Below are 17596 nucleotides of genomic sequence, written 5' to 3' on the forward strand. Positions count from 1 at the left end.
TCATCAAAGCGCTTTCCTCCCGACACTGACCCTACGGGTACAGTGCGGGGCTCCTGCGATTTCTAGCTGAACAGGCAGAAGAGAAGGCGGAAAAAGTTTGGTAACCTAGGAGAGCGATGCCGCTTGTGGTTGAGGGATGTTCATGGTACGCCGTTTCCCCGTCTGGATTGCTGCTGCCGCCTTGGCAGGAGGGATCGCCTGTACCCAGGCAGCTCCTGTGCAAGCTCCTGACCAGGTGGTGAAAACGTTTATCGCAGCCACCGAGAAGGGGGACTGGGGCACGGCAGACAGCTACCTGACGGAGCGCTTCAGCAATGCCCTCAGGCCGGGATCCCTGCCTTCGATTTGGGGCACGGTGGGGGAGAACGTGCAGGTGCGCAACCAAGAGGTGACCGGGAAGACGGCCTATGTTTGGGTGGAGGGCACCGACTCGCTGGAGGATGCGGCCCAGCGCCTGGGGCTGGATCCCTTGACGTTGCGCAAGTATTTGACCCAGCCGGATCTGGCGGATCCCACCTATCAGCAGTTGGCCCCGCAGTTGGTGGGGATGCGCCTGGAGGGAGAGACGGTAACCTCCCGCGTCAAGATCACCCTCTACCAGCAAGATCGCGGCTGGCGAATTGAAGTGTGGCAGCCGGATAAGCCACCTGCTGCTTCGGGATCCCAGTCGGAAAACCCAGAAGAGACAGAAGCAGCGGATCCCGGTGAAAATTCTGCATCTCCAACCGAGAACCCCTAGGACTGTTACCTGCAGGGAGATTGGGGAGGGTGTGGATGTGAGAGCGTGGTTTTTCTTGGTGCTGGCTCTGCTGCCCCTGGGGGGTTGCTGGCAGGCCAAAACGGCGGAGGAAACGCTGCAGGCGTTCGTCCAGGCGGCCAATGCTCGGGATTTTGCCACGGCAGAAGCCTTGCTCACCCCGCGGCTGCTGAAAGGGATCCCTCCGGGGGCCTTGGATCAATCGTGGCCCTCAGCGGAGGAGTTTACCCTCACCCCCATTCAAGCGGTGGGCAATACGGCCATTTTCCGGGTGGAGGCAATCCTGAAGCCAGAAGCGGTGGTGCCGACTTTGCGTTTCCAGTTCACTGCCGAGGGGCTGCAACGATTTTTAACAGAGCCGGATCGGGAGGATCCCCGGTTTCGCCCTTTTCGCTCTCAGTTGGGCTTCTACGAGCCTTTGCCGGAGGGTCGGCTGCGCGCAGTTATGGAGGTTACCCTCTATCGCCAGGCTCAAGGGTGGCGGGTGGAGTTGGCTCGGCTGCAGCCTTTAAATACAGAGGTTCTCTACGAGCCAATCAAGTTAGCGGAAGAAGCACAGCCTTTCCAACTAACTGGGACGGTGCGGCTGCTCAACCGCAAGGAGGGCTGGATTGGGGTCAACTTGGAAAAAGTCAGCCCCAGCTTGGAGCGCTACGCGGGCACATGGGTCTCGGTGGTTCCCGCTGAGGAGGTGCAAGTGACTCGCCTTGGCCGCTCTGCCAGCTGGCTGGATCTGCTCCCGGGAGATGTGGTGGAAATGGAAGGCACCGTTCGGTTCGCCGTCAACGTCGATGCGGAAGGGGGGATCCCGGCAGCCATTCGGGCCGAGCAAATCAGGGTGCTGCAGACCCTCACCCCCAGCCCCTCTCCCAGCCCAAGCGCTCCGCGTCGCTAAACGCAAACACCCCCGGCCCCTCTCCCAGGGGGAGAGGGGGGTAGGTTCTTGAACTCAACGCAGCGGCGAGTGCAACAGCACCACCAGCCGCTCTTCCAGGAACTTGAGATTGGCCACCACTTGGTTAAAGGCCTCTTCGGGGGTCCAATCCATGAGATCTAGCGCCTTGGCCGCCAGGGCCTGTACAGGAACAGGCTCTTCTCCAAAAACATCAATCAACCAGCGCACCGAGAAGGGATCGATGGTGATGTTGCCCTCGGAGCCGGGCCAGCCGTTGATGTTGACCGGGCCATTGTCGCGGATGGCATTCTCAAAGGCAGCTTTGGCATTGAGCCTCAGCAGCAGGGGATGGGCGTGTACCGAGCCATTTCTCCATTCCTCGTTGCTGAAGGGTTGAGGAGAAGTCGCCCCGGTGGGGTGGCCACACCAGAAGTCGATCAGGCGGGTCAGGTTAGGAAAGATTAACTCGATGAAGTGCAGCAGCTCCTCCTGGCTGAGCTTTTTGATTTGGCGCAGAGCGTAGGGAACGGGCTTGGTGAGGACCCGCTCCAGCTTCCACTGCTGCCAATTGACCATACTGATGAACTCCAGCCCGGCCTGGCGGAGCATCTCAAAGACCTGAGGCACGGTAAAGCCTTTGTCGCTGCGCAGCAGAAAGTTGGCCAGGATCCCATTGGTGGTTTTGATGGCATCCCCCTGCCAGTGGCTTTTGACGAAGCTGCCCTCGTGAAGGGCATCCATCAGCTCCCTGAGGATGGGAACGGCTTTGGCAGCCGGCTCATCCATCACCCCCAGCAGCTCCATGGCATCCTGCATGTTGAAGATAAACTGGCGCTGGTAAAGGCTGTGGACATTGGTGCGGATGATGCCGTCCGGTTTGAGGACTTGGCGCATGCCTTTCAGCCCCGCCACCGGATCGTCCAGCAGGTAGAGCACGTCATTGCAGGCGATGAAATCGAACTGCTCCCCCAAGGCTTGCAGGTCGGTGATGTCCATCACCTCGAAACGCGCCTCTTTGATCTGGTGGAACTCGAAGCGCTGCCGGGCCATTTTCAGGGATTCTGCCGAGATATCCACCCCGACAAAAGAAGCTCCTGGATTGGCCGTGGCCAGCACGAGGGTCTCCCAGCCGGAGCCACAGCCGGCGTTGAGCATCACTTTGCCCTCGGGTTTGACCACCTTGCGGTTGCGGCGATAGTAAGCGGTGGTGAGGCTGTTGGCAAAAAGCGCGAAGTTATCCGTAACCGTCTGCTCAATCGGGACATTCGGGTAGGGAAATTCGTCAAACTGCGCCTGAACCAACTTGGAAGTGGATTGCTCCGGCATAGGGATCCCTGCCTTTCTAAGCTTATTAGGATTCTAAAGCGACCCCAGCGCTTATCCCAGCCGCTGCTCGGTTTCGGGATCGAACAGGTGGAAGCGATCCATATCGAAGATCACTTCCGCCCACTGGTTGACGCGCAGCTGGGTACGGGGATCCACGCGGGCCACAAACTCCTGCTCGGCCAGGATCCCTTCTCGGTCGGTGGTGCTGAGATGGAGGATCACTTCATGGCCGATCAGCTCGGTGACGGAGACCTTAGCCCGCACCGGGGCAGGTTGGATCCCTGGGGGTTGGTACTGGGGATCGTGGATGTTTTCCGGGCGGATGCCGAAGATGACCGACTTGCCGACGTATTGCCAATAGGGCTCTGCCTGGTGGGGCGGGATGGCCACGCGGAAGGCGCCGGTATCGATCCAGAGGGTGCCCTCCTGCTCCCGCAGCTTGGCCTGGAAGAAATTCATGGCGGGGCTGCCGATGAACCCGGCCACAAACAGGTTGGCAGGGCGGGCGTAGAGGGCTTGGGGAGTATCCACCTGCTGCAGGCGGCCATCCTTCATGACGGCGATGCGGTTGCCCATGGTCATGGCCTCCACCTGGTCGTGGGTAACGTAGATAAAGGTGGTGCCCAGTTGCATGTGCAACTTGCTAATCTCGGCCCGCGCCTGTACCCGCAGCTTGGCATCCAAGTTGGAGAGGGGCTCATCCATCAAAAACACCGCCGGATTGCGCACGATGGCCCGCCCGACGGCAACCCGCTGCCGTTGCCCACCCGAAAGTTCCTTGGGCTTGCGGTTGAGAAGGTGCTCGATCCCAAGGCGCTTGGCCACCCCCCTAACCCGGCTTTCGATCTCCGCCCGTGGCAGGCCGCGCAGCTTGAGGCCAAAGGCCATGTTCTCGGCCACGGTCATGTGGGGGTAGAGGGCGTAGGACTGGAAGACCATGGCGATATCCCGATCCTTGGGGGGGACATCGTTCACCCGGCGGTCGCCGATGTAGATGGATCCGGCGCTGATCTCTTCCAACCCGGCCAGCATGCGCAGGGAGGTGGTTTTGCCGCAGCCGGAGGGGCCGACAAAGACGAGAAATTCCCCGTCTTCGACGGTGATGTTCAGGTCATGGACGGCGGTGGTGTCTCTGTAGCGCTTGGTAACGTGTTCGTAGGTAACGCTGGCCATGCTCTCAACCTTGGCTCCGTTGCGCACTCAAACCCTATCCAAAGCGGCGGGCAAAAGTCAAATGGGGTTCGGTTTAAGTTCGCTAGGGAAGGCTGGGGATCCCTGCAGCGAAGCCAGTTTATGGTCGTTGCCCCTGCCCTTGCCCCGGCCCCTTTCCCAGAAGGAGAGGGGAGCTGGGAAGCCATGGAATCTTGAACCGAAATGTAAAAAAAGGTAGGCTCATCGCCTACCTCTATGGGATCCTTTTTCCCTATTAGGAAGTTGCCTAACCTCTAGGCCATCAGGAGACAACGCTCACTTTGACCACTTGGGCTTTTTCAGAGTCGGCCTTCGGCAAGGTGAGGGTGAGGATCCCATCTTTGTATTCGGCTTTCACCTGATCGTGTTTGATCCGGTTCGGCAGCGGGATCACCCGTTGGAAGCGCCCGTAACGGAATTCAGTCCGGGTTACCCCTTTGTCTTCAGAGCGCTTCTCAAATCGCCGTTCCCCAGTGATGGAGACCGCTTCGGCTGTGACTTGGATATCCAAGTCGTTGGGGTTCAAGCCGGGCAGCTCCAGCTTCAGGGTAATGGTTTCGGGATCATCGTGCATCTCCACTGCCGGCATGAAGGCAAAGCCGTCGGCCTCGGTGGTGCGAGGGATCAGCCGGTCGAACATCCGGTTCATTTCCCGTTGAATTTCGTCAATTTCCCGAAATGGATCCCAGCGGACAAGAGCCATAGAGCATCCTCCTCCTCTATTACTTTGCTTTTTTGACTTCCAGTTCGAGTTTGGAGCTTAGCTTTTGGGGCTCAACTTTAGAGGTGCAAGCAAAACCTCTATGCTTCTAGCGTATTCAAATCTATTCCGAGAAGTGTAGGGTTTTCTGGAATGTTTCTTAGGTATTTACCCTACAGGTTTATCCATCCAAAACCCTCTAGGACTCCGTATGTTTGGGGCGGCGATGGGGTTTTGTGGGTAACCACATACTGAGGCCGGTAGCTATCATCACCAACAGCCCCAGTCCGTTTAAGAATGGATAAACCGCCTGCAAATCAAGGGGGCCCCACTGCCCTTTGTGGATTTGGATCAGCCAGTAGTAGTCGAAGTTTTGGTTGAGGCGGGCAATTTGATAGAGGGATCCCGTTAGCACCGTTACCACCAAAGGCAAGGCCAGGATGGGGGCAAGGGTGCGGTGGATGCGGCGGATCCTCTTTGGATTCAGGGCCATTGAGCTTTCTCCAGGGCAATGGGGCGATCCCTGCCATGCTATCAGGGCAGCTAGCCCCTATTCTCGCTCAAGAACGGCTCCTGGACAGCTCCTCCACGTGCTGCCGCGGGATGACCCGTCCTTCGTCCTCAAAGCCAGGGATCTCGTGGAAGTTGAGGTAGCGGTACAGCTCGCCGGCAAAGGGCTGGATCTTGGTGGAGACGATCTCTCGGTACTCCTCAGGGGTGGGGATCCGGCCCAAAAGGGCGCAGGCGGCGGCCAGCTCGGCGGATCCCAGGTAAACCCGCGCGTCTTTGCCCATGCGGTTGTTGAAGTTGCGGGTGGAGGTGGACATGACGGTGGCCCCGTCTTCCACGCGGGCTTGGTTGCCCATACACAAGCTGCATCCCGGCATTTCCGTTCTGGCCCCGGCGGCAGCAAAGATGCCGTATACGCCTTCCGAGCGCAGTTGTGCCTCATCCATGCGGGTGGGCGGACAGATCCAGAATTGGCGCACCTTGGCCCGCCCTTGGCCTTCCAGGATTTTGGCGGCGGCGCGGTAGTGGCCGATGTTGGTCATGCAGGAGCCGATGAAAACTTCGTCAATCTTGATCGGCGTATCGGGGTTGCCGGCGGCGTGTTGGGCATGGACTTCGCTCAGGGTCATCACCTTGTCGGGATCGTTGGGGGCACAGACGATCGGCTCGGTGATGGTGCTGAGGTCAATTTCGATGACTTCGGCGTATTCGGCGTCGGCATCCGCCTCCAGGAGGGTGGGGTTGGCCAGCCATGCTTCCATTTTGGCGATGCGCCGCAGCAAGGTTCTCGCATCCTGATAGCCGCGGGCGATCATGTTCTTCAGCAGCACCACGTTGGAGCGCAGATATTCTGAGACCGTCTCGATGCTCAGCTTGATGGTACAGCCGGCACAGTTGCGCTCTGCCGAGGCATCGGTAAACTCAAAAGCTTGCTCCACCTTCAGATGCGGCAGGCCCTCGATCTCCATGATGCGCCCGGCAAAGACGTTTTTCTTGCCTTTTTTCTCAACGGTCAACAGGCCCCTCTGAATGGCCACGTAGGGGATGGCATGGACAATGTCCCGCAGGGTGATCCCCGGCTGCAATTCACCTGTAAAGCGCACCAGCACCGACTCCGGCATGTCCAAGGGCATCACCCCCATGGCGGCGGCAAAGGCCACCAGACCGGATCCTGCCGGGAAGGAGATCCCCAAGGGGAAGCGGGTGTGGGAGTCGCCCCCTGTGCCCACGGTGTCGGGCAGCAACATGCGATTCAGCCAGGAGTGGATGATGCCATCGCCGGGACGCAGGACAACGCCCCCGCGGGAAGCGAAAAAGTCGGGCAGCTCTTTGTGGATCTGGATGTCCACCGGCTTGGGATAGGCGGCGGTGTGGCAGAAGCTCTGCAGCACTAGGTCGGCGTTGAAGCCCAGACAGGCCAGCTCCTTCAGCTCATCGCGGGTCATGGGGCCGGTGGTGTCCTGGGATCCCACCGTGGTAATGAGGGGCTCACAACTGGTGCCCGGGCGCACGCCTGGCAGCCCACAGGCTTTGCCCACGATTTTTTGCGCTAGGGTATAGCCTTTGCCGGTGTCTGCCGGTGGAGTGGGGCGGATAAACAAGGTCGAGGGAGGCAAACCCAAGGCTTGGCGGGCTTTGTCGGTGAGGGCACGGCCAATCAACAGGGGAATGCGTCCCCCCGCCCGCACCTCGTCGGGGAGGGTTACGGGCCGCAGGGAAAAGGTGGAGAGAACTTGGCCGGTCTCAGAGCGGATCACGCCTTCGTAGGGGCAAATGGTAACCACCATGCCGGTTTCCAGGCGGGAGACATCGCACTGGATGGGCAAGGCCCCGGCATCTTCGGCGGTGTTGAAGAAGATGGGCGCGATGGTGCCCCCCAGGATGACCCCGCCGGCCCGCTTGTTGGGCACATGGGGAATGTCGTGGCCGATGTGCCAGAGGAGTGAGTTGAGGGCGGATTTGCGGGAGGATCCCGTGCCTACCACATCCCCCACAAAGGCGACCGGATGGCCACGGCGCTTCAGCTCGGCAATGGCGGCCAGGGATCCTGGAGCGCGGGACTCCAGCATGGCTTGGGCGTGGAGGGGGATATCCGGGCGGGTGGTGGCGTGGGCGGCGGGGGAAAGGTCATCGGTGTTGATCTCGCCGGCAACCTTGAACACTGTTACAGTGATTGCTGCGGCCAGGGGAGCTTTGGCGGTAAACCATTCGCCCTTGGCCCAGGACTCGATCACCTGTTGGGCATAGGCATTGCCGGACTGGCTCAGCTCCAGCACGTCGTGAAAGGCATCGAAAACCAGCAGGGTGTGGCTGAGGGCGCGGGCTGCTGCCGCTGCAATCTCACTCCGGGGATCCCGCAACAGATCCAGCAAAACCTGGACGTTGTAGCCCCCCAGCATGGTGCCCAAGAGCTCCACCGCCCGCAGGGGAGTGATCAACGGGGATTCAACCTCCTCCTTGGCCACAGCGGCCAAAAAGCCCGCTTTCACATAGGCGGCTTCATCGACCCCCGGCGGGACGCGCTCTGTTAAGAGGTGCAACAAAAAGGCTTCTTGGCCAGCAGGCGGGGCCTTCAGGAGCTCGCACACCTGGCTGGTCTGGGCAGCGTTTAAGGGCAGCGGCGGGATCCCTTGGGCCTCGCGGGCAGCGGCGTGTTGGCGGTATTCGGCCAGCATGGGGGTTTAGGCACTCGACGTGGGTATTTATTCTACCGCTAGCTCGGCAGAGGAAAGGTCCTCGAGAAGGGATCCCATCCGCTGGCGGTAACTCAGTCTGGCCTAGGATAGCTCCGCCAACAGCTCTTTTTGGTAAAGGCCAATACAAGCCTGGATCAAGTCGTCCAGCTCCCCATCCAAGATGGGCTGCAGAGGGAAATTCTGGTTGAGGCGGTGGTCGGTAACGCGGTTGTCCTTGTAGTTGTAGGTGCGAATTTTTTCCGAGCGGGATCCCGTTCCCACCTGCATGCGCCGAGCAGAGCTAATGGAGGCCTGTTGCTCCTGCAGCTTCATCTCGTAGAGTTTGGCCCGCAAAATCTGCATGGCCCGCTGGCGGTTCTGCAGCTGGGAACGCTCCTCGGTACAAAACACCCGGATCCCGGTGGGCTTGTGGAGAAGATCCACCGCCGTCTCCACCTTGTTCACGTTTTGGCCGCCTGCCCCCCCAGAACGTGCCGTTTTGATTTCGATGTCTTTCGGGTCGATGACCACCTCCACCTCGTCCACCTCTGGCATCACCGCCACCGTGGCCGTCGAGGTGTGGACACGGCCTTGCGCTTCGGTGACGGGCACCCGCTGCACCCGATGCACGCCAGCTTCAAACTTGAGCTTGCTGTACACCTGATCCCCTTGAATCTCCAGGATCGCCTCTTTGTAGCCCCCCAGCTCTCCTTCCGAGAGGCTCGCCAGACGCACCGACCAGCCCAGCTTTTCGGCGTAGCGGGTGTACATGCGGGCCAGATCCGCCGCCCACAGCGCCGCCTCCTCCCCACCGGTGCCGGCGCGAATCTCCAACATGATGTTCTTGTCGTCGTTGGGATCCCGGGGCAGCAGCAGCAGGGTGAGCTTTTCCTCCAGTTGTTCTTGGCGGGCCCGCAGTTGCTCAAGTTCCGCTCTTGCCATCGCCTCCAGCTCCGGGTCGGAGGCCGATTCCCGCAAAAGTTCTTCCGTCTGTTGCAGATCGCGATTCAGCTTTTGCCAGTCGTGAAAAGCCTGGACGGTGGCCTCCAAGGAGGAGCGGGCCTTGGCAATCCGCTGCAGCTCAGCTGGATCCGTGGCCACGTCCGGATCCGCCAAGCGCACCGTCAGCTCCTGAAAGGTGGCTTCGACATTCTTAAGCTGGTCGATCAGTTGAGCAGAAGCCATAGACTCGCAATACCCAGGGATCCAAGCGTTGCCCACACCCGGAGGGGGGAACCTCTACTTGGCCTTTTTGCCACCTCCCATGCCGTATTTGCGCATGAACTTCTCCACCCGGCCTTCGCTGTCGATGATCTTTTGGCTGCCGGTGAAAAAGGGATGGTTGCCCGACCAAACATCCACCCTGAGCTCCGGCTTGGTGGATCCCACCGTCATCACCACTTCGCCGTTGCAGATGACTTTGGCTTCTGGATACCACTGCGGGTGCAATCCTTTCTTGGGCATAACCCTTTCCTCCTCTGGGCCTGTTTCTATACCCTTGTCTATCAACATCTTCCTCTAAAAACAACGGCAGGGATCCCTAGCGCTTCGAGTACTGGGGAGCCTTGCGGGCCTTGCGCAGGCCGTATTTCTTCCGCTCCACGGCGCGCGGATCCCGTTTCAGATAACCCTCTACTTTCAAAGGGCCGCGATTGGCCGGATCCACCTCGCAGAGGGCGCGCGCCACCCCCAGCTTGATCGCATCCGCCTGGCCGTGAACGCCGCCGCCATGGGCTCGCACCAAGATGTCGTAGGAGTTTTCCAGTCCCAGGATCTCCAGCGGCCCCTTCACACTGGCCAGCAGGGCTTCTTGATACTGCAGATACTGGTCTCCCGGCCTGTCGTTGATGATGATTTTGCCCGTGCCGGGCACCAAACGCACGCGGGCAACGGCGGTTTTGCGGCGTCCCGTTCCCCAATAAACGGCTCGTTGGCTGCTCGCTTGAGTCATGCTTTGGCTCCTGGGATCGTGTTGAGGGGATAAACCTGGGGTTGCTGGGCCTCATGAGGGTGGTTTGGCCCGACATAAACTTTCAACTTGGTGAATTGCCGCCGGCCCAAACGGGTGTGGGGCAACATTCCCTTGACCGCTTTTTCCACCACCCGCTCCGGCAGCCGCGCCTGCAGTTGGGCAAAGGTTTCCACTTTCATGCCGCCAGGACGGCCGGAGTGGCGGCGGTAGAGCTTTTGGGTGCGCTTTTTGCCGGTGACCACCACTTTCTCAGCGTTGATCACAATTACATAGTCCCCCGTATCCAGGTGAGGGGTGAAGTCCGGTTTATGCTTACCCCGCAAGAGGGTGGCCACAGCGGCGGCCAAGCGGCCCAGGCGCTGATTGGCAGCATCCACCAGATACCAGCGGGGCGCCAGAGTCTCGGGGTTGGGAAGGGGAGTTTTGTTCATGGCAGCCAAGGAAACATATCAGGACAAGCTTGGAGATCGCCCAGATCAACCGCAGGAATGGGCCAACGCAGCCGGCGACCGGAGGGCGGAGGGAGGCTCTGTGGGCAAGGCCCAAAAGGGCGGCGAGTGGGCGAACTGTTGACCGAAGGGATCCGCAGCATAGCCCACATCCGTCAGGCACAGCCCTTGCGGAGGAGCGCTGTAGCGGGTGCGCATCTGGCTCCAGTCGTTGTGTTGCCACAGGTGGACAAACTGTGCCGGGCTGAGCTGGCCCCGGCCCACCACCTCTAGGGATCCCACCAAGAGCCGCATCATCCGGTAGAGGAAGCCGCTGGCCTGCACCTCGATGCTGATCAAGTCCCCCAGCCGCTGGCAGAGCACCTCCTGCACCTGTACCCGCGAGTGGGGCCGATCCGATCCCCGCCGCCGGAAGGCTTCCAAGCTGTGCTCCCCCAGCAGGGAATTCAGGGCTTCCGCCATCGGCTCCACCTGCAGAGGCCAACGCACTTGCCAGCTAAAGAGGCGCCAGAACACATCCGGTCGCTCCCGGTTCAGGATCAGGTAGCGGTAACGGCGCCAGCGAGCCGAAAAGCGGGCGTGCCAGGAGTCAGGCACTTGAGCAGAAGCCAGCACTACCACATCTTCCGGCAGACAGTCGTTCAGCACCCTCGACCACTCCGCCGCAGGGATGCCGGAGGTGGTGTCGAAGTGGGCCACCTGGCCTGCAGCATGAACCCCCGTATCGGTGCGACCGGCCCCATGGAGGGTTACCGGATGCCCCGCCCGCGACGCAATCGCCTCCTCCAGCACCCCTTGCACGGTACGGCGGGCTGCCTGGCGCTGCCAGCCATAGAACCTGCTGCCGAGGTACTGAATTCTCAGGGCAATGCGACGGTACGGCATGGATCCCTTTCCGCTACACCAGCTCGATGACCGCCATTTCTGCTCCATCCCCCCGCCGATGCACGGTGCGCAAGATGCGGGTATAGCCACCGGGCCGATCCCGGTAGCGCTCAGGAGCCTGCTCAAACAGGGAGCGCACCAGCTCCTTGTCGTAGATGTAGGCCAGCGCCTGTCGCCGCGCCGCCAGGGATCCCTCTTTGGCCAGGGTGATCATCTTCTCGGTGGTGGCCCGAATGGCTTTGGCGCGGGCTTTGGTGGTGGTGATCCGCCCTTCCCGCAGCAGAGCCGTGGTCAGCGCCCGCATCAGGGCCTTGCGCTGGTCGGCGGGCTTATTGAGGTGGGGGGTACGACGGCGGTGGCGCATGGTAACCTCTGTCTTGTGTCCTACACTCTTCGGGGATCCTTGCGTTTTGACGCGGTTGTGCTAGCGGTGCAGATGCTTGAGACGGAACCTAAACTCTAGGCCTTGCCTTTTTCGCGGGTGCGGGGCAGTGTCAGACCAAAGCGGGCTTTCAAAGCCTGCACCACCTCTTCGGCAGACTTCTGGCCAAAGTTTTTGATCTCCAGCAGATCTTCCTCGGTATAGAGCAGCAGATCGGCCACCGTGTTGATCTGAGCTCGCTTCAGACAGTTGTAGGCCCGTACCGAGAGCTGTAGCTCCTCGATGGGGATCTGGTTTTTTTGGTTGTCCTCGTCTGGCTTGGGCGGCACAGGAGCATCGAAGCTGACCTCCTGCAGCGGTGCGAACAAGCCCACCAAAATGCGGGCCGCTTGGCTGAGGGCCTCTTGCGGGGTGAGGCTGCCGTTGGTCCAGATTTCCAATACTAGCCGATCTTTTTCCAGGAATTGGCCCACCCGAGCTGCTTCCACAGCGTAGTTCACCTTGCGCACCGGCATGAAGACAGAGTCGATCTGCAGAAAATCAATCGCCATCGCTTTGCTGTCGGAGTAATCGACGGCGCGGTAGCCATGTCCCCGGCCAATCATGAACTCCATTTCCAAAATCGCCCCTTCCGCCAGGGTGGCAATGTGGTGACGGGGGTTGATCACCTCCACATCGCTGGGCAATTGCAGCTTCTCAGCAGTAACTTCCCCTGGCCCCTGAGCCACCAAGCGGCCCACCTGAGTCTCGGGGGAACTGGAGCGCAGCACCAGCTCCTTCATGTTTAGAAGGATCTCCATCACGTCTTCCCGCACCCCCGGCACCGTGGAAAACTCGTGGGTCACCCCGGCAATGCGTACAGCAGTCACCGCCGTCCCCTCCAGATTGGAGAGCAACACCCGCCGCAAAGCGTTGCCCACCGTGATCCCTTGGCCGCGCTCCAGTGGCCCCAGAGCAAATTTGCCGTAGTGAACGCCGTTATCATCCCGATGAGATTCAACACACTCGGTCTGGTAGGCAACAGCACTTGCGCTCGCTCTGCTGCCCAGAGAGTGGGAGAGGGTTCGGCTGGTTTGAATCGTCATGGTGGCCCCGTCCGTCTGGCTCGACATCCGTTTGGAGAACTGATGAAACTTCGAGGTCATCTCACGCTTGGGCAGACCTGTAGCTCTGGAGCAAACTCCTACAGACGCTCGACCGGCCCTCAACGCGGGATCCTTCAGACACGCCGCCGCTTGGGAGGACGGCAACCGTTGTGGGGAATGGGGGTAATATCTCGAATAAGGGTAATTTCCAGGCCCGTTGCCTGTAGAGCGCGAATGGCGGTTTCCCGACCGGCTCCCGGCCCGCTCACCATCACTTCGATCTGGCGCATGCCGTTCTCCATGGCTTGACGCGCCGCACTTTCTGCTGCCATTTGGGCGGCGAAGGGAGTGCCCTTTTTGGCCCCTTTGAAGCCCGTAGAACCTGCCGAGGCCCAAGACACCACATCGCCGTTGGGATCCGTGATGGTGACGATGGTGTTGTTGAAGGTGGACTGAATGTAGGCCACCCCATTGGGGATGTTCTTTTTGACTTTACGTCCGCGCCGTTGCTGCCGAGCCATGATCCAGGTGTCCTTGCAATCGACTGTTTGGGGTTGAGATTCGGGATGGTGGGAGACTTTTGCCTTCCGCGCAAAGCCGAGCGACTACTTCTTGGCAGGAGCTTTCTTCTTGCCGGCCACCGTCTTCCTGACCCCCTTGCGGGTGCGGGCGTTGGTGCGGGTGCGCTGACCACGCACGGGCAGACCCAGGCGGTGGCGACGACCTCGATAGGTGCCAATGTCGATCAGCCGCTTGATGTTCATCGCCTCCTGGCGGCGCAGATCCCCTTCCACCTGGTATTCGCCCTCCACCACCGTTCGCAGGGCGGCCACCTCAGCGTCGGTGAGGTCGCGGGTACGAGTATCCGGATTGATGCCGGTCTTCGCCAAAATTTGGCGGGAGCGGGTCAGCCCAATGCCGTAAATATAGGTCAGGGCAATCTCCACTCGCTTTTCTCGGGGGATGTCAACTCCCGCAATCCGTGCCATAGTCAGGGGTACCTTTCAAATCAAACCAACTCGAACACACTTGCCCAGTAAGGTTGCCCAGTAAGGATTGAGTTGCCTGCCTGAGATGGGATCCTCATTCAGAGAAATGTTGCTGTAGAGATGCCGGTCTTGGGATCCATGCTCACCGAGAGGTCTAGCCAACGTTTTGCTCGGTTGTGTCGGAAGCCTTTGCCTCTGTCTCCCATTGCAGGCTGGACACATCCTGCATCGAACCTCTAGCCCTGCCGCTGCTTGTGCTTGGGGTTGGAAGAACAGATCACCATCACCCGACCATGGCGGCGGATGACTCGGCATTTCTCACAGATCCGACGGACGGAAGGCCGCACCTTCATGGTTGATCCTGACAAAACCAGCGAATATCCATTCTATGTTCGTCTGGGCAACCTGTCAAAATGTGTTTGGGTTTGCTGACAGCGAGCGGACAGTCGGGTTGGCTATGCTGGTTGGGCGAGGATCTCCTGAGTCAAAGTAGGCGCGACTGTGGGGTGGAGAAGGCCATGCGGTGGCAATGGCTGGTTGTGCTGAGTGGTGTGCTGGGGCTGGGATCCCCTGTGTTGGGGCAAGGGATCCCTTCGCCGGAGGCAGGCTCTTCCTCTGCTGGGAGGAACTTTTCTGCGGATGGGAACGGCCTGAGGACAGAGGGGGATTGGCTTTTGCCGTTGCGCAGCTCTGCCGATCGCATCGATGGGGTACCGGATCGGGGCTGGGTTGCGGTTGGGCTGTTGGAGGAGCAGGCCGTGACCCTGCTGGATGGGGCCAGCGGGGATCCCCTGTGGCAGGTGGCGGTGGGGTTTGCTCCCAGTGTGGTGCGGGTGGATGAGGCACGGCAGGTGGTCTACGCCTCTGGCCCCAATGCCCCTGGGCTGGTGGCCCTCGATCTGCTGACGGGGGAGCTGATTCAGGCTTATGGGTTGCCGGCAGGGGTTTTGGATATTGCCGTGGATGGGGCCACAGGGCGGGTTTTTGCCTCCCTGCCCTCTGCCCAGAGTTTGGCGGTGATGGCTGCTCCCCTTCGCAGCAGCGGTGCGGAGCACAAACGCCAAAGCGACCCCTCAGAGCAGCCGCAAGCCCGCAATTTGCCGATGCCCGGCCCCCCCTTGGCGCTGGCCTACGATGCGGAGCGGGGATCCCTGTTTGTGGGTCTAGCCGGGGAGGATCCCCTCAGCTTGCTGGTGGTCAACCCGGACAATGGGGAGCTGTTGGCCCGTTGGCGGGGCGGTCATACTCCGGAAGCCATGGCCCTGGATGCGGAACGGCAACGCTTGGTGGTGCTCAACTCCGGCAGCCAAGATCTAACAGTGCTGGATCTGAGCCGCAGCGGCGAGGCCCTGCAGCGGGTTGGCCTGGATTGGCGACCGACGCGGCTGGCCCTTTCCCCTGATGGACGTTGGGCTTACGTGACCTCCCGCGATAGCGACCGCCTGCAGCTGGTGGATTTACAGACGGGGCGATTGGTGGCCTCGCTGCGGCTGCAGGGACAGCCGACGGGTCTGGTGATGCTGGGGGAGCGGGATCTGTGGGTGGTGGCAGCAGGGATCCCAGCTTTGCGCCGTTTGCAGGATATTCAGGCTCAAGTTGGCGACGGCGGGACAGAGGTCCTGAACGGGGGAGTCCCCTCTCCAGGCAACCGCGGTGTGGTGACCGGGCGGGTGCTGGATATTGCCGGCCAACCCGTTCAGACCGGGGTTTTGCACCTGGCCGCCACGCCAACCCAACCCAGGCAAACCGTCCGCATTGCTGCCGACGGCACTTACGTGCTGCCGGAACTGCCGGCCGGCCTGTATTTGGTGGATGTGGAGGTGCCGGGTTTTCCCCTGACCAGCACCCAGGTGGAAGTCCGGGCCGGCTTTGTCTCCACTCAGGATATTCGCCTGCCGCCAGGGGAACCGACCCGCCAGCCGGAGGGCATTGGCCTTTTGCCGGATGAACCCGTTTACTCGGATGAGCTGGCCCGCCACCTCAGCATGGCCCTGAAGGAGTTGCAGCCCCAGCGACCGGTACTGCTCTTGAAGGGGCCTCTGGGGCCGGATCCCCGGTTTGAGCCGCTTCTGCCCCTCACCCAGGGCCTGACTTTGTTGGATCGGGATGAGCGCTACACCTCCGATTTGGCCAAGCTGAAGGCCATTGGGGATGCCCTGGGATTGCGCTATATCCTCTTGACCCAGATGCAGATCTCGCGGGACTACAACCGCCAGGGCAACTCTCTGCTGAATACAGCCTTACGCTTTGTGGCCCCGACGGTGCCGGTGGAAATTCCCAATTTCACCCCCAACCAGTTGCGCAGCCGCGGGGTGGTGGTGGTGGTGGACTTGCAGAGGGATCGGCCTGGGGATCGGGCTCGCTACTACGAAGCCTATGGGCGGGATGATGTGGGCGGGGATCCGATGTTTGAAGATGCGGCAGCGGGCCTGTTTCGGCTGCAGGTGCGCAACATGGTGCCGGTGTTTGTCCAACAATGGCAAGCCAACAACCCCTTTTCGGGGTGAGGATCCCTGCAGCAGGATCTTGCCCTGTTCGCGTCAGGGGTGCGGAGCAGAATAGAACCGACTGCTACTACCGGATGCAACCTTCGCCATGCCTTTTTTCTTCTTTCATCCTCTCCGGCACAGGATTAGCTATCGCTACGCAACGCTCTCGCGAACAGGCAGTCTGGCCCTCTGCGGCTGGCTGGCACTGGCTTCAGGAGCGCTGGCTCAGGCTCCGGCCACCCCCATTCCGCGGTTGACGCCGTTGTTTCCCTCCCAAAACAGAGGGCAGCCCCAGGGAACAGCACGGCTGGTGGGGCAGGTGAGCAACAGCGTGGGGCAACCTGTGGCGGGGGCACAGGTGCAGTTGGAGGGCATGGAGAACCCCAATCAGCCGATTCAAACCGATGAGCGGGGCGCTTTTGAGCTAGACCAAGCCCCAGCCGGGCGTTGGCTGTTGACGGTGTGGCACCCCGACTATGAAAAGGCAGAGCAGGAGATCCTCCTGCAAGCGGGCCTGACCACCCCTGTGGATGTGGTTTTGCAGGTGCCCATTCGGCCTCAACCCCGTCGTCGCCTTGGCATTTTGGGGGTGGGAGGGTTGGAGCACACCCAACTGTTGGGCCAGCGCCTGGCCATAGAGGCGGTGCGTCTGGGCTTGATCCCCAACGGCGAGAAGGTGGTGCCCCTGGACAACCGTCGCATTCAGCCTATTTTGCAGAAGGTGGGCTGGCCCATCTACGAGCTGTTTGAGTGGGATCGCCGCAAGCCGGAGGCGGTGGGCCAATTTTTCGATTACCTGGGCCTGGAAGCCATCGTCATCGCCCGCGTCGATGTCCTCACTCGACCAGCTTCGCCAACGGAGCTGAGCCTGCGTTCCCGCAGCCGCCTGGAACTGTGGCGGTTTGATGAGCAAGGCAACCTTGTGGTAGATATCCTGGCCGAGGCCAGTCGCGATCAGGTGGAGCGGAGCAACCTCAATGCTGCCGAGCTGGCCCAGCTTTATCAAATCCAAGTCACCCAGATGGCTGCTGAGGTGGGATCCCGCTGGAAGGAGCATCACCCGCTGGCCCAGTACCTAGAACTGGCTCAGGGAGAAGCCCCACCCCCACGCTCTCGCCTGGATACGGCTGTGGAGCTGCGCATCCCCTCTGCCACACCGACTCCCTAGGTCTTAAGCAGAACAGCTCCGGGATCTCTTCTGTTGTCGTGAAAGGGATTGTCCTGTAAACTACCCGACTCCGACCGCTAAAGCGGTACGGAGCGGGCTTTCAGTAGCCCTGAGCCTGCTCTG

The 17596-nt window shown here is 60.8% G+C and carries 19 protein-coding genes; 4 read left to right on the forward strand and 15 right to left on the reverse strand.

What is annotated here, in order from left to right:
* The first annotated feature begins 142 nt into the window (after window positions 1–142).
* Together NW839_RS10235 and NW839_RS10240 are read left to right on the forward strand one after the other, a co-directional pair.
* Window positions 143–739 (forward strand): hypothetical protein, encoded by a 597-nt coding sequence (locus NW839_RS10235; protein ID WP_414351149.1) that lies wholly within the window; start codon window positions 143–145, stop codon window positions 737–739.
* Between the two features lie 31 nt (window positions 740–770).
* Window positions 771–1652: a hypothetical protein gene (locus NW839_RS10240; RefSeq protein WP_414351146.1), complete on the forward strand. Its 882-nt coding sequence runs from the start codon at window positions 771–773 to the stop codon at window positions 1650–1652.
* Window positions 1653–1706: 54 nt separating this feature from the next.
* On the opposite strand, the gene NW839_RS10245 is transcribed toward NW839_RS10240, so the two are convergent.
* The 15 genes from NW839_RS10245 to rpmJ form a co-directional block, all read right to left on the reverse strand.
* Window positions 1707–2978 (reverse strand): class I SAM-dependent methyltransferase, encoded by a 1272-nt coding sequence (locus tag NW839_RS10245; protein WP_414351144.1) that lies wholly within the window; start codon window positions 2976–2978, stop codon window positions 1707–1709.
* Window positions 2979–3029: 51 nt separating this feature from the next.
* Entirely contained in the window at window positions 3030–4151 is a 1122-nt protein-coding gene (locus tag NW839_RS10250) for an ABC transporter ATP-binding protein (RefSeq protein ID WP_414351142.1), read from the reverse strand.
* Window positions 4152–4431: 280 nt separating this feature from the next.
* Window positions 4432–4872: an Hsp20/alpha crystallin family protein gene (locus NW839_RS10255; protein ID WP_414351140.1), complete on the reverse strand. Its 441-nt coding sequence runs from the start codon at window positions 4870–4872 to the stop codon at window positions 4432–4434.
* Window positions 4873–5068: 196 nt separating this feature from the next.
* Window positions 5069–5362, reverse strand: a complete 294-nt coding sequence (locus NW839_RS10260; RefSeq protein ID WP_414351137.1) for a PepSY domain-containing protein — start codon at window positions 5360–5362, stop codon at window positions 5069–5071.
* 67 nt (window positions 5363–5429) lie between these two features.
* Window positions 5430–8054 carry a bifunctional aconitate hydratase 2/2-methylisocitrate dehydratase gene (gene acnB / locus NW839_RS10265; RefSeq protein ID WP_414351136.1) on the reverse strand — a complete coding sequence of 875 codons (2625 nt, stop codon included), beginning with the start codon at window positions 8052–8054 and terminating at the stop codon, window positions 5430–5432.
* A 102-nt stretch (window positions 8055–8156) separates the two neighbouring features.
* Entirely contained in the window at window positions 8157–9239 is a 1083-nt protein-coding gene (gene prfA / locus NW839_RS10270; RefSeq protein ID WP_011433196.1) for a peptide chain release factor 1, read from the reverse strand.
* A 54-nt stretch (window positions 9240–9293) separates the two neighbouring features.
* Window positions 9294–9518 carry a 50S ribosomal protein L31 gene (rpmE, locus tag NW839_RS10275; RefSeq protein WP_414351133.1) on the reverse strand — a complete coding sequence of 75 codons (225 nt, stop codon included), beginning with the start codon at window positions 9516–9518 and terminating at the stop codon, window positions 9294–9296.
* A 76-nt stretch (window positions 9519–9594) separates the two neighbouring features.
* Window positions 9595–10005 carry a 30S ribosomal protein S9 gene (rpsI, locus tag NW839_RS10280; RefSeq protein WP_011433194.1) on the reverse strand — a complete coding sequence of 137 codons (411 nt, stop codon included), beginning with the start codon at window positions 10003–10005 and terminating at the stop codon, window positions 9595–9597.
* Complete coding sequence (gene rplM / locus NW839_RS10285) at window positions 10002–10457, reverse strand: 50S ribosomal protein L13 (RefSeq protein ID WP_011433193.1); 456 nt, start codon at window positions 10455–10457, stop codon at window positions 10002–10004. The genes rpsI and rplM overlap by 4 nt, the downstream gene beginning before the upstream one ends.
* 45 nt (window positions 10458–10502) lie before the next feature.
* On the reverse strand, window positions 10503–11360 hold the full coding sequence (gene truA / locus NW839_RS10290) for a tRNA pseudouridine(38-40) synthase TruA (protein WP_414351130.1): 858 nt from the start codon (window positions 11358–11360) through the stop codon (window positions 10503–10505).
* 13 nt (window positions 11361–11373) lie between these two features.
* Window positions 11374–11724, reverse strand: a complete 351-nt coding sequence (gene rplQ / locus NW839_RS10295) for a 50S ribosomal protein L17 (protein WP_011433191.1) — start codon at window positions 11722–11724, stop codon at window positions 11374–11376.
* A gap of 95 nt (window positions 11725–11819) precedes the next feature.
* On the reverse strand, window positions 11820–12827 hold the full coding sequence (locus tag NW839_RS10300) for a DNA-directed RNA polymerase subunit alpha (RefSeq protein WP_414331185.1): 1008 nt from the start codon (window positions 12825–12827) through the stop codon (window positions 11820–11822).
* 134 nt (window positions 12828–12961) lie between these two features.
* Window positions 12962–13348, reverse strand: coding sequence for a 30S ribosomal protein S11 (gene rpsK / locus NW839_RS10305; RefSeq protein WP_011433189.1), 387 nt, complete (start codon window positions 13346–13348; stop codon window positions 12962–12964).
* Between the two features lie 84 nt (window positions 13349–13432).
* Entirely contained in the window at window positions 13433–13816 is a 384-nt protein-coding gene (gene rpsM / locus NW839_RS10310) for a 30S ribosomal protein S13 (RefSeq protein ID WP_011433188.1), read from the reverse strand.
* Between the two features lie 236 nt (window positions 13817–14052).
* Window positions 14053–14169 carry a 50S ribosomal protein L36 gene (gene rpmJ, locus NW839_RS10315; RefSeq protein WP_011433187.1) on the reverse strand — a complete coding sequence of 39 codons (117 nt, stop codon included), beginning with the start codon at window positions 14167–14169 and terminating at the stop codon, window positions 14053–14055.
* Between the two features lie 165 nt (window positions 14170–14334).
* Here rpmJ and NW839_RS10320 point away from each other — a divergent pair, with 165 nt between their 5' ends.
* Window positions 14335–16323, forward strand: coding sequence for a carboxypeptidase regulatory-like domain-containing protein (locus NW839_RS10320; protein ID WP_414351127.1), 1989 nt, complete (start codon window positions 14335–14337; stop codon window positions 16321–16323).
* A gap of 88 nt (window positions 16324–16411) precedes the next feature.
* Window positions 16412–17473, forward strand: coding sequence for a carboxypeptidase-like regulatory domain-containing protein (locus NW839_RS10325; protein ID WP_414351124.1), 1062 nt, complete (start codon window positions 16412–16414; stop codon window positions 17471–17473).
* Window positions 17474–17596 lie beyond the last annotated feature (123 nt).

Source organism: Synechococcus sp. R5-15 (genome assembly GCF_047462035.1).
Taxonomy (GTDB): domain Bacteria; phylum Cyanobacteriota; class Cyanobacteriia; order Thermostichales; family Thermostichaceae; genus Thermostichus.

What these genes read in the sequence shown, in the direction of transcription:
- NW839_RS10250 (WP_414351142.1), bottom strand. Translation starts at nt 4,151, where the DNA reads ATGGCCAGCGTTACCTACGAACACGTTACCAAGCGCTACAGAGACACC.
- rpsM (WP_011433188.1), bottom strand. Translation starts at nt 13,816, where the DNA reads ATGGCACGGATTGCGGGAGTTGACATCCCCCGAGAAAAGCGAGTGGAG.
- NW839_RS10255 (WP_414351140.1), bottom strand. Translation starts at nt 4,872, where the DNA reads ATGGCTCTTGTCCGCTGGGATCCATTTCGGGAAATTGACGAAATTCAA.
- NW839_RS10245 (WP_414351144.1), bottom strand. Translation starts at nt 2,978, where the DNA reads ATGCCGGAGCAATCCACTTCCAAGTTGGTTCAGGCGCAGTTTGACGAA.
- NW839_RS10320 (WP_414351127.1), top strand. Translation starts at nt 14,335, where the DNA reads ATGCGGTGGCAATGGCTGGTTGTGCTGAGTGGTGTGCTGGGGCTGGGA.
- NW839_RS10260 (WP_414351137.1), bottom strand. Translation starts at nt 5,362, where the DNA reads ATGGCCCTGAATCCAAAGAGGATCCGCCGCATCCACCGCACCCTTGCC.
- rpsK (WP_011433189.1), bottom strand. Translation starts at nt 13,348, where the DNA reads ATGGCTCGGCAGCAACGGCGCGGACGTAAAGTCAAAAAGAACATCCCC.
- rpmE (WP_414351133.1), bottom strand. Translation starts at nt 9,518, where the DNA reads ATGCCCAAGAAAGGATTGCACCCGCAGTGGTATCCAGAAGCCAAAGTC.
- acnB (WP_414351136.1), bottom strand. Translation starts at nt 8,054, where the DNA reads ATGCTGGCCGAATACCGCCAACACGCCGCTGCCCGCGAGGCCCAAGGG.
- NW839_RS10300 (WP_414331185.1), bottom strand. Translation starts at nt 12,827, where the DNA reads ATGACGATTCAAACCAGCCGAACCCTCTCCCACTCTCTGGGCAGCAGA.
- rplM (WP_011433193.1), bottom strand. Translation starts at nt 10,457, where the DNA reads ATGAACAAAACTCCCCTTCCCAACCCCGAGACTCTGGCGCCCCGCTGG.
- NW839_RS10235 (WP_414351149.1), top strand. Translation starts at nt 143, where the DNA reads ATGGTACGCCGTTTCCCCGTCTGGATTGCTGCTGCCGCCTTGGCAGGA.
- rplQ (WP_011433191.1), bottom strand. Translation starts at nt 11,724, where the DNA reads ATGCGCCACCGCCGTCGTACCCCCCACCTCAATAAGCCCGCCGACCAG.
- NW839_RS10325 (WP_414351124.1), top strand. Translation starts at nt 16,412, where the DNA reads ATGCCTTTTTTCTTCTTTCATCCTCTCCGGCACAGGATTAGCTATCGC.
- rpsI (WP_011433194.1), bottom strand. Translation starts at nt 10,005, where the DNA reads ATGACTCAAGCGAGCAGCCAACGAGCCGTTTATTGGGGAACGGGACGC.
- prfA (WP_011433196.1), bottom strand. Translation starts at nt 9,239, where the DNA reads ATGGCTTCTGCTCAACTGATCGACCAGCTTAAGAATGTCGAAGCCACC.
- rpmJ (WP_011433187.1), bottom strand. Translation starts at nt 14,169, where the DNA reads ATGAAGGTGCGGCCTTCCGTCCGTCGGATCTGTGAGAAATGCCGAGTC.
- truA (WP_414351130.1), bottom strand. Translation starts at nt 11,360, where the DNA reads ATGCCGTACCGTCGCATTGCCCTGAGAATTCAGTACCTCGGCAGCAGG.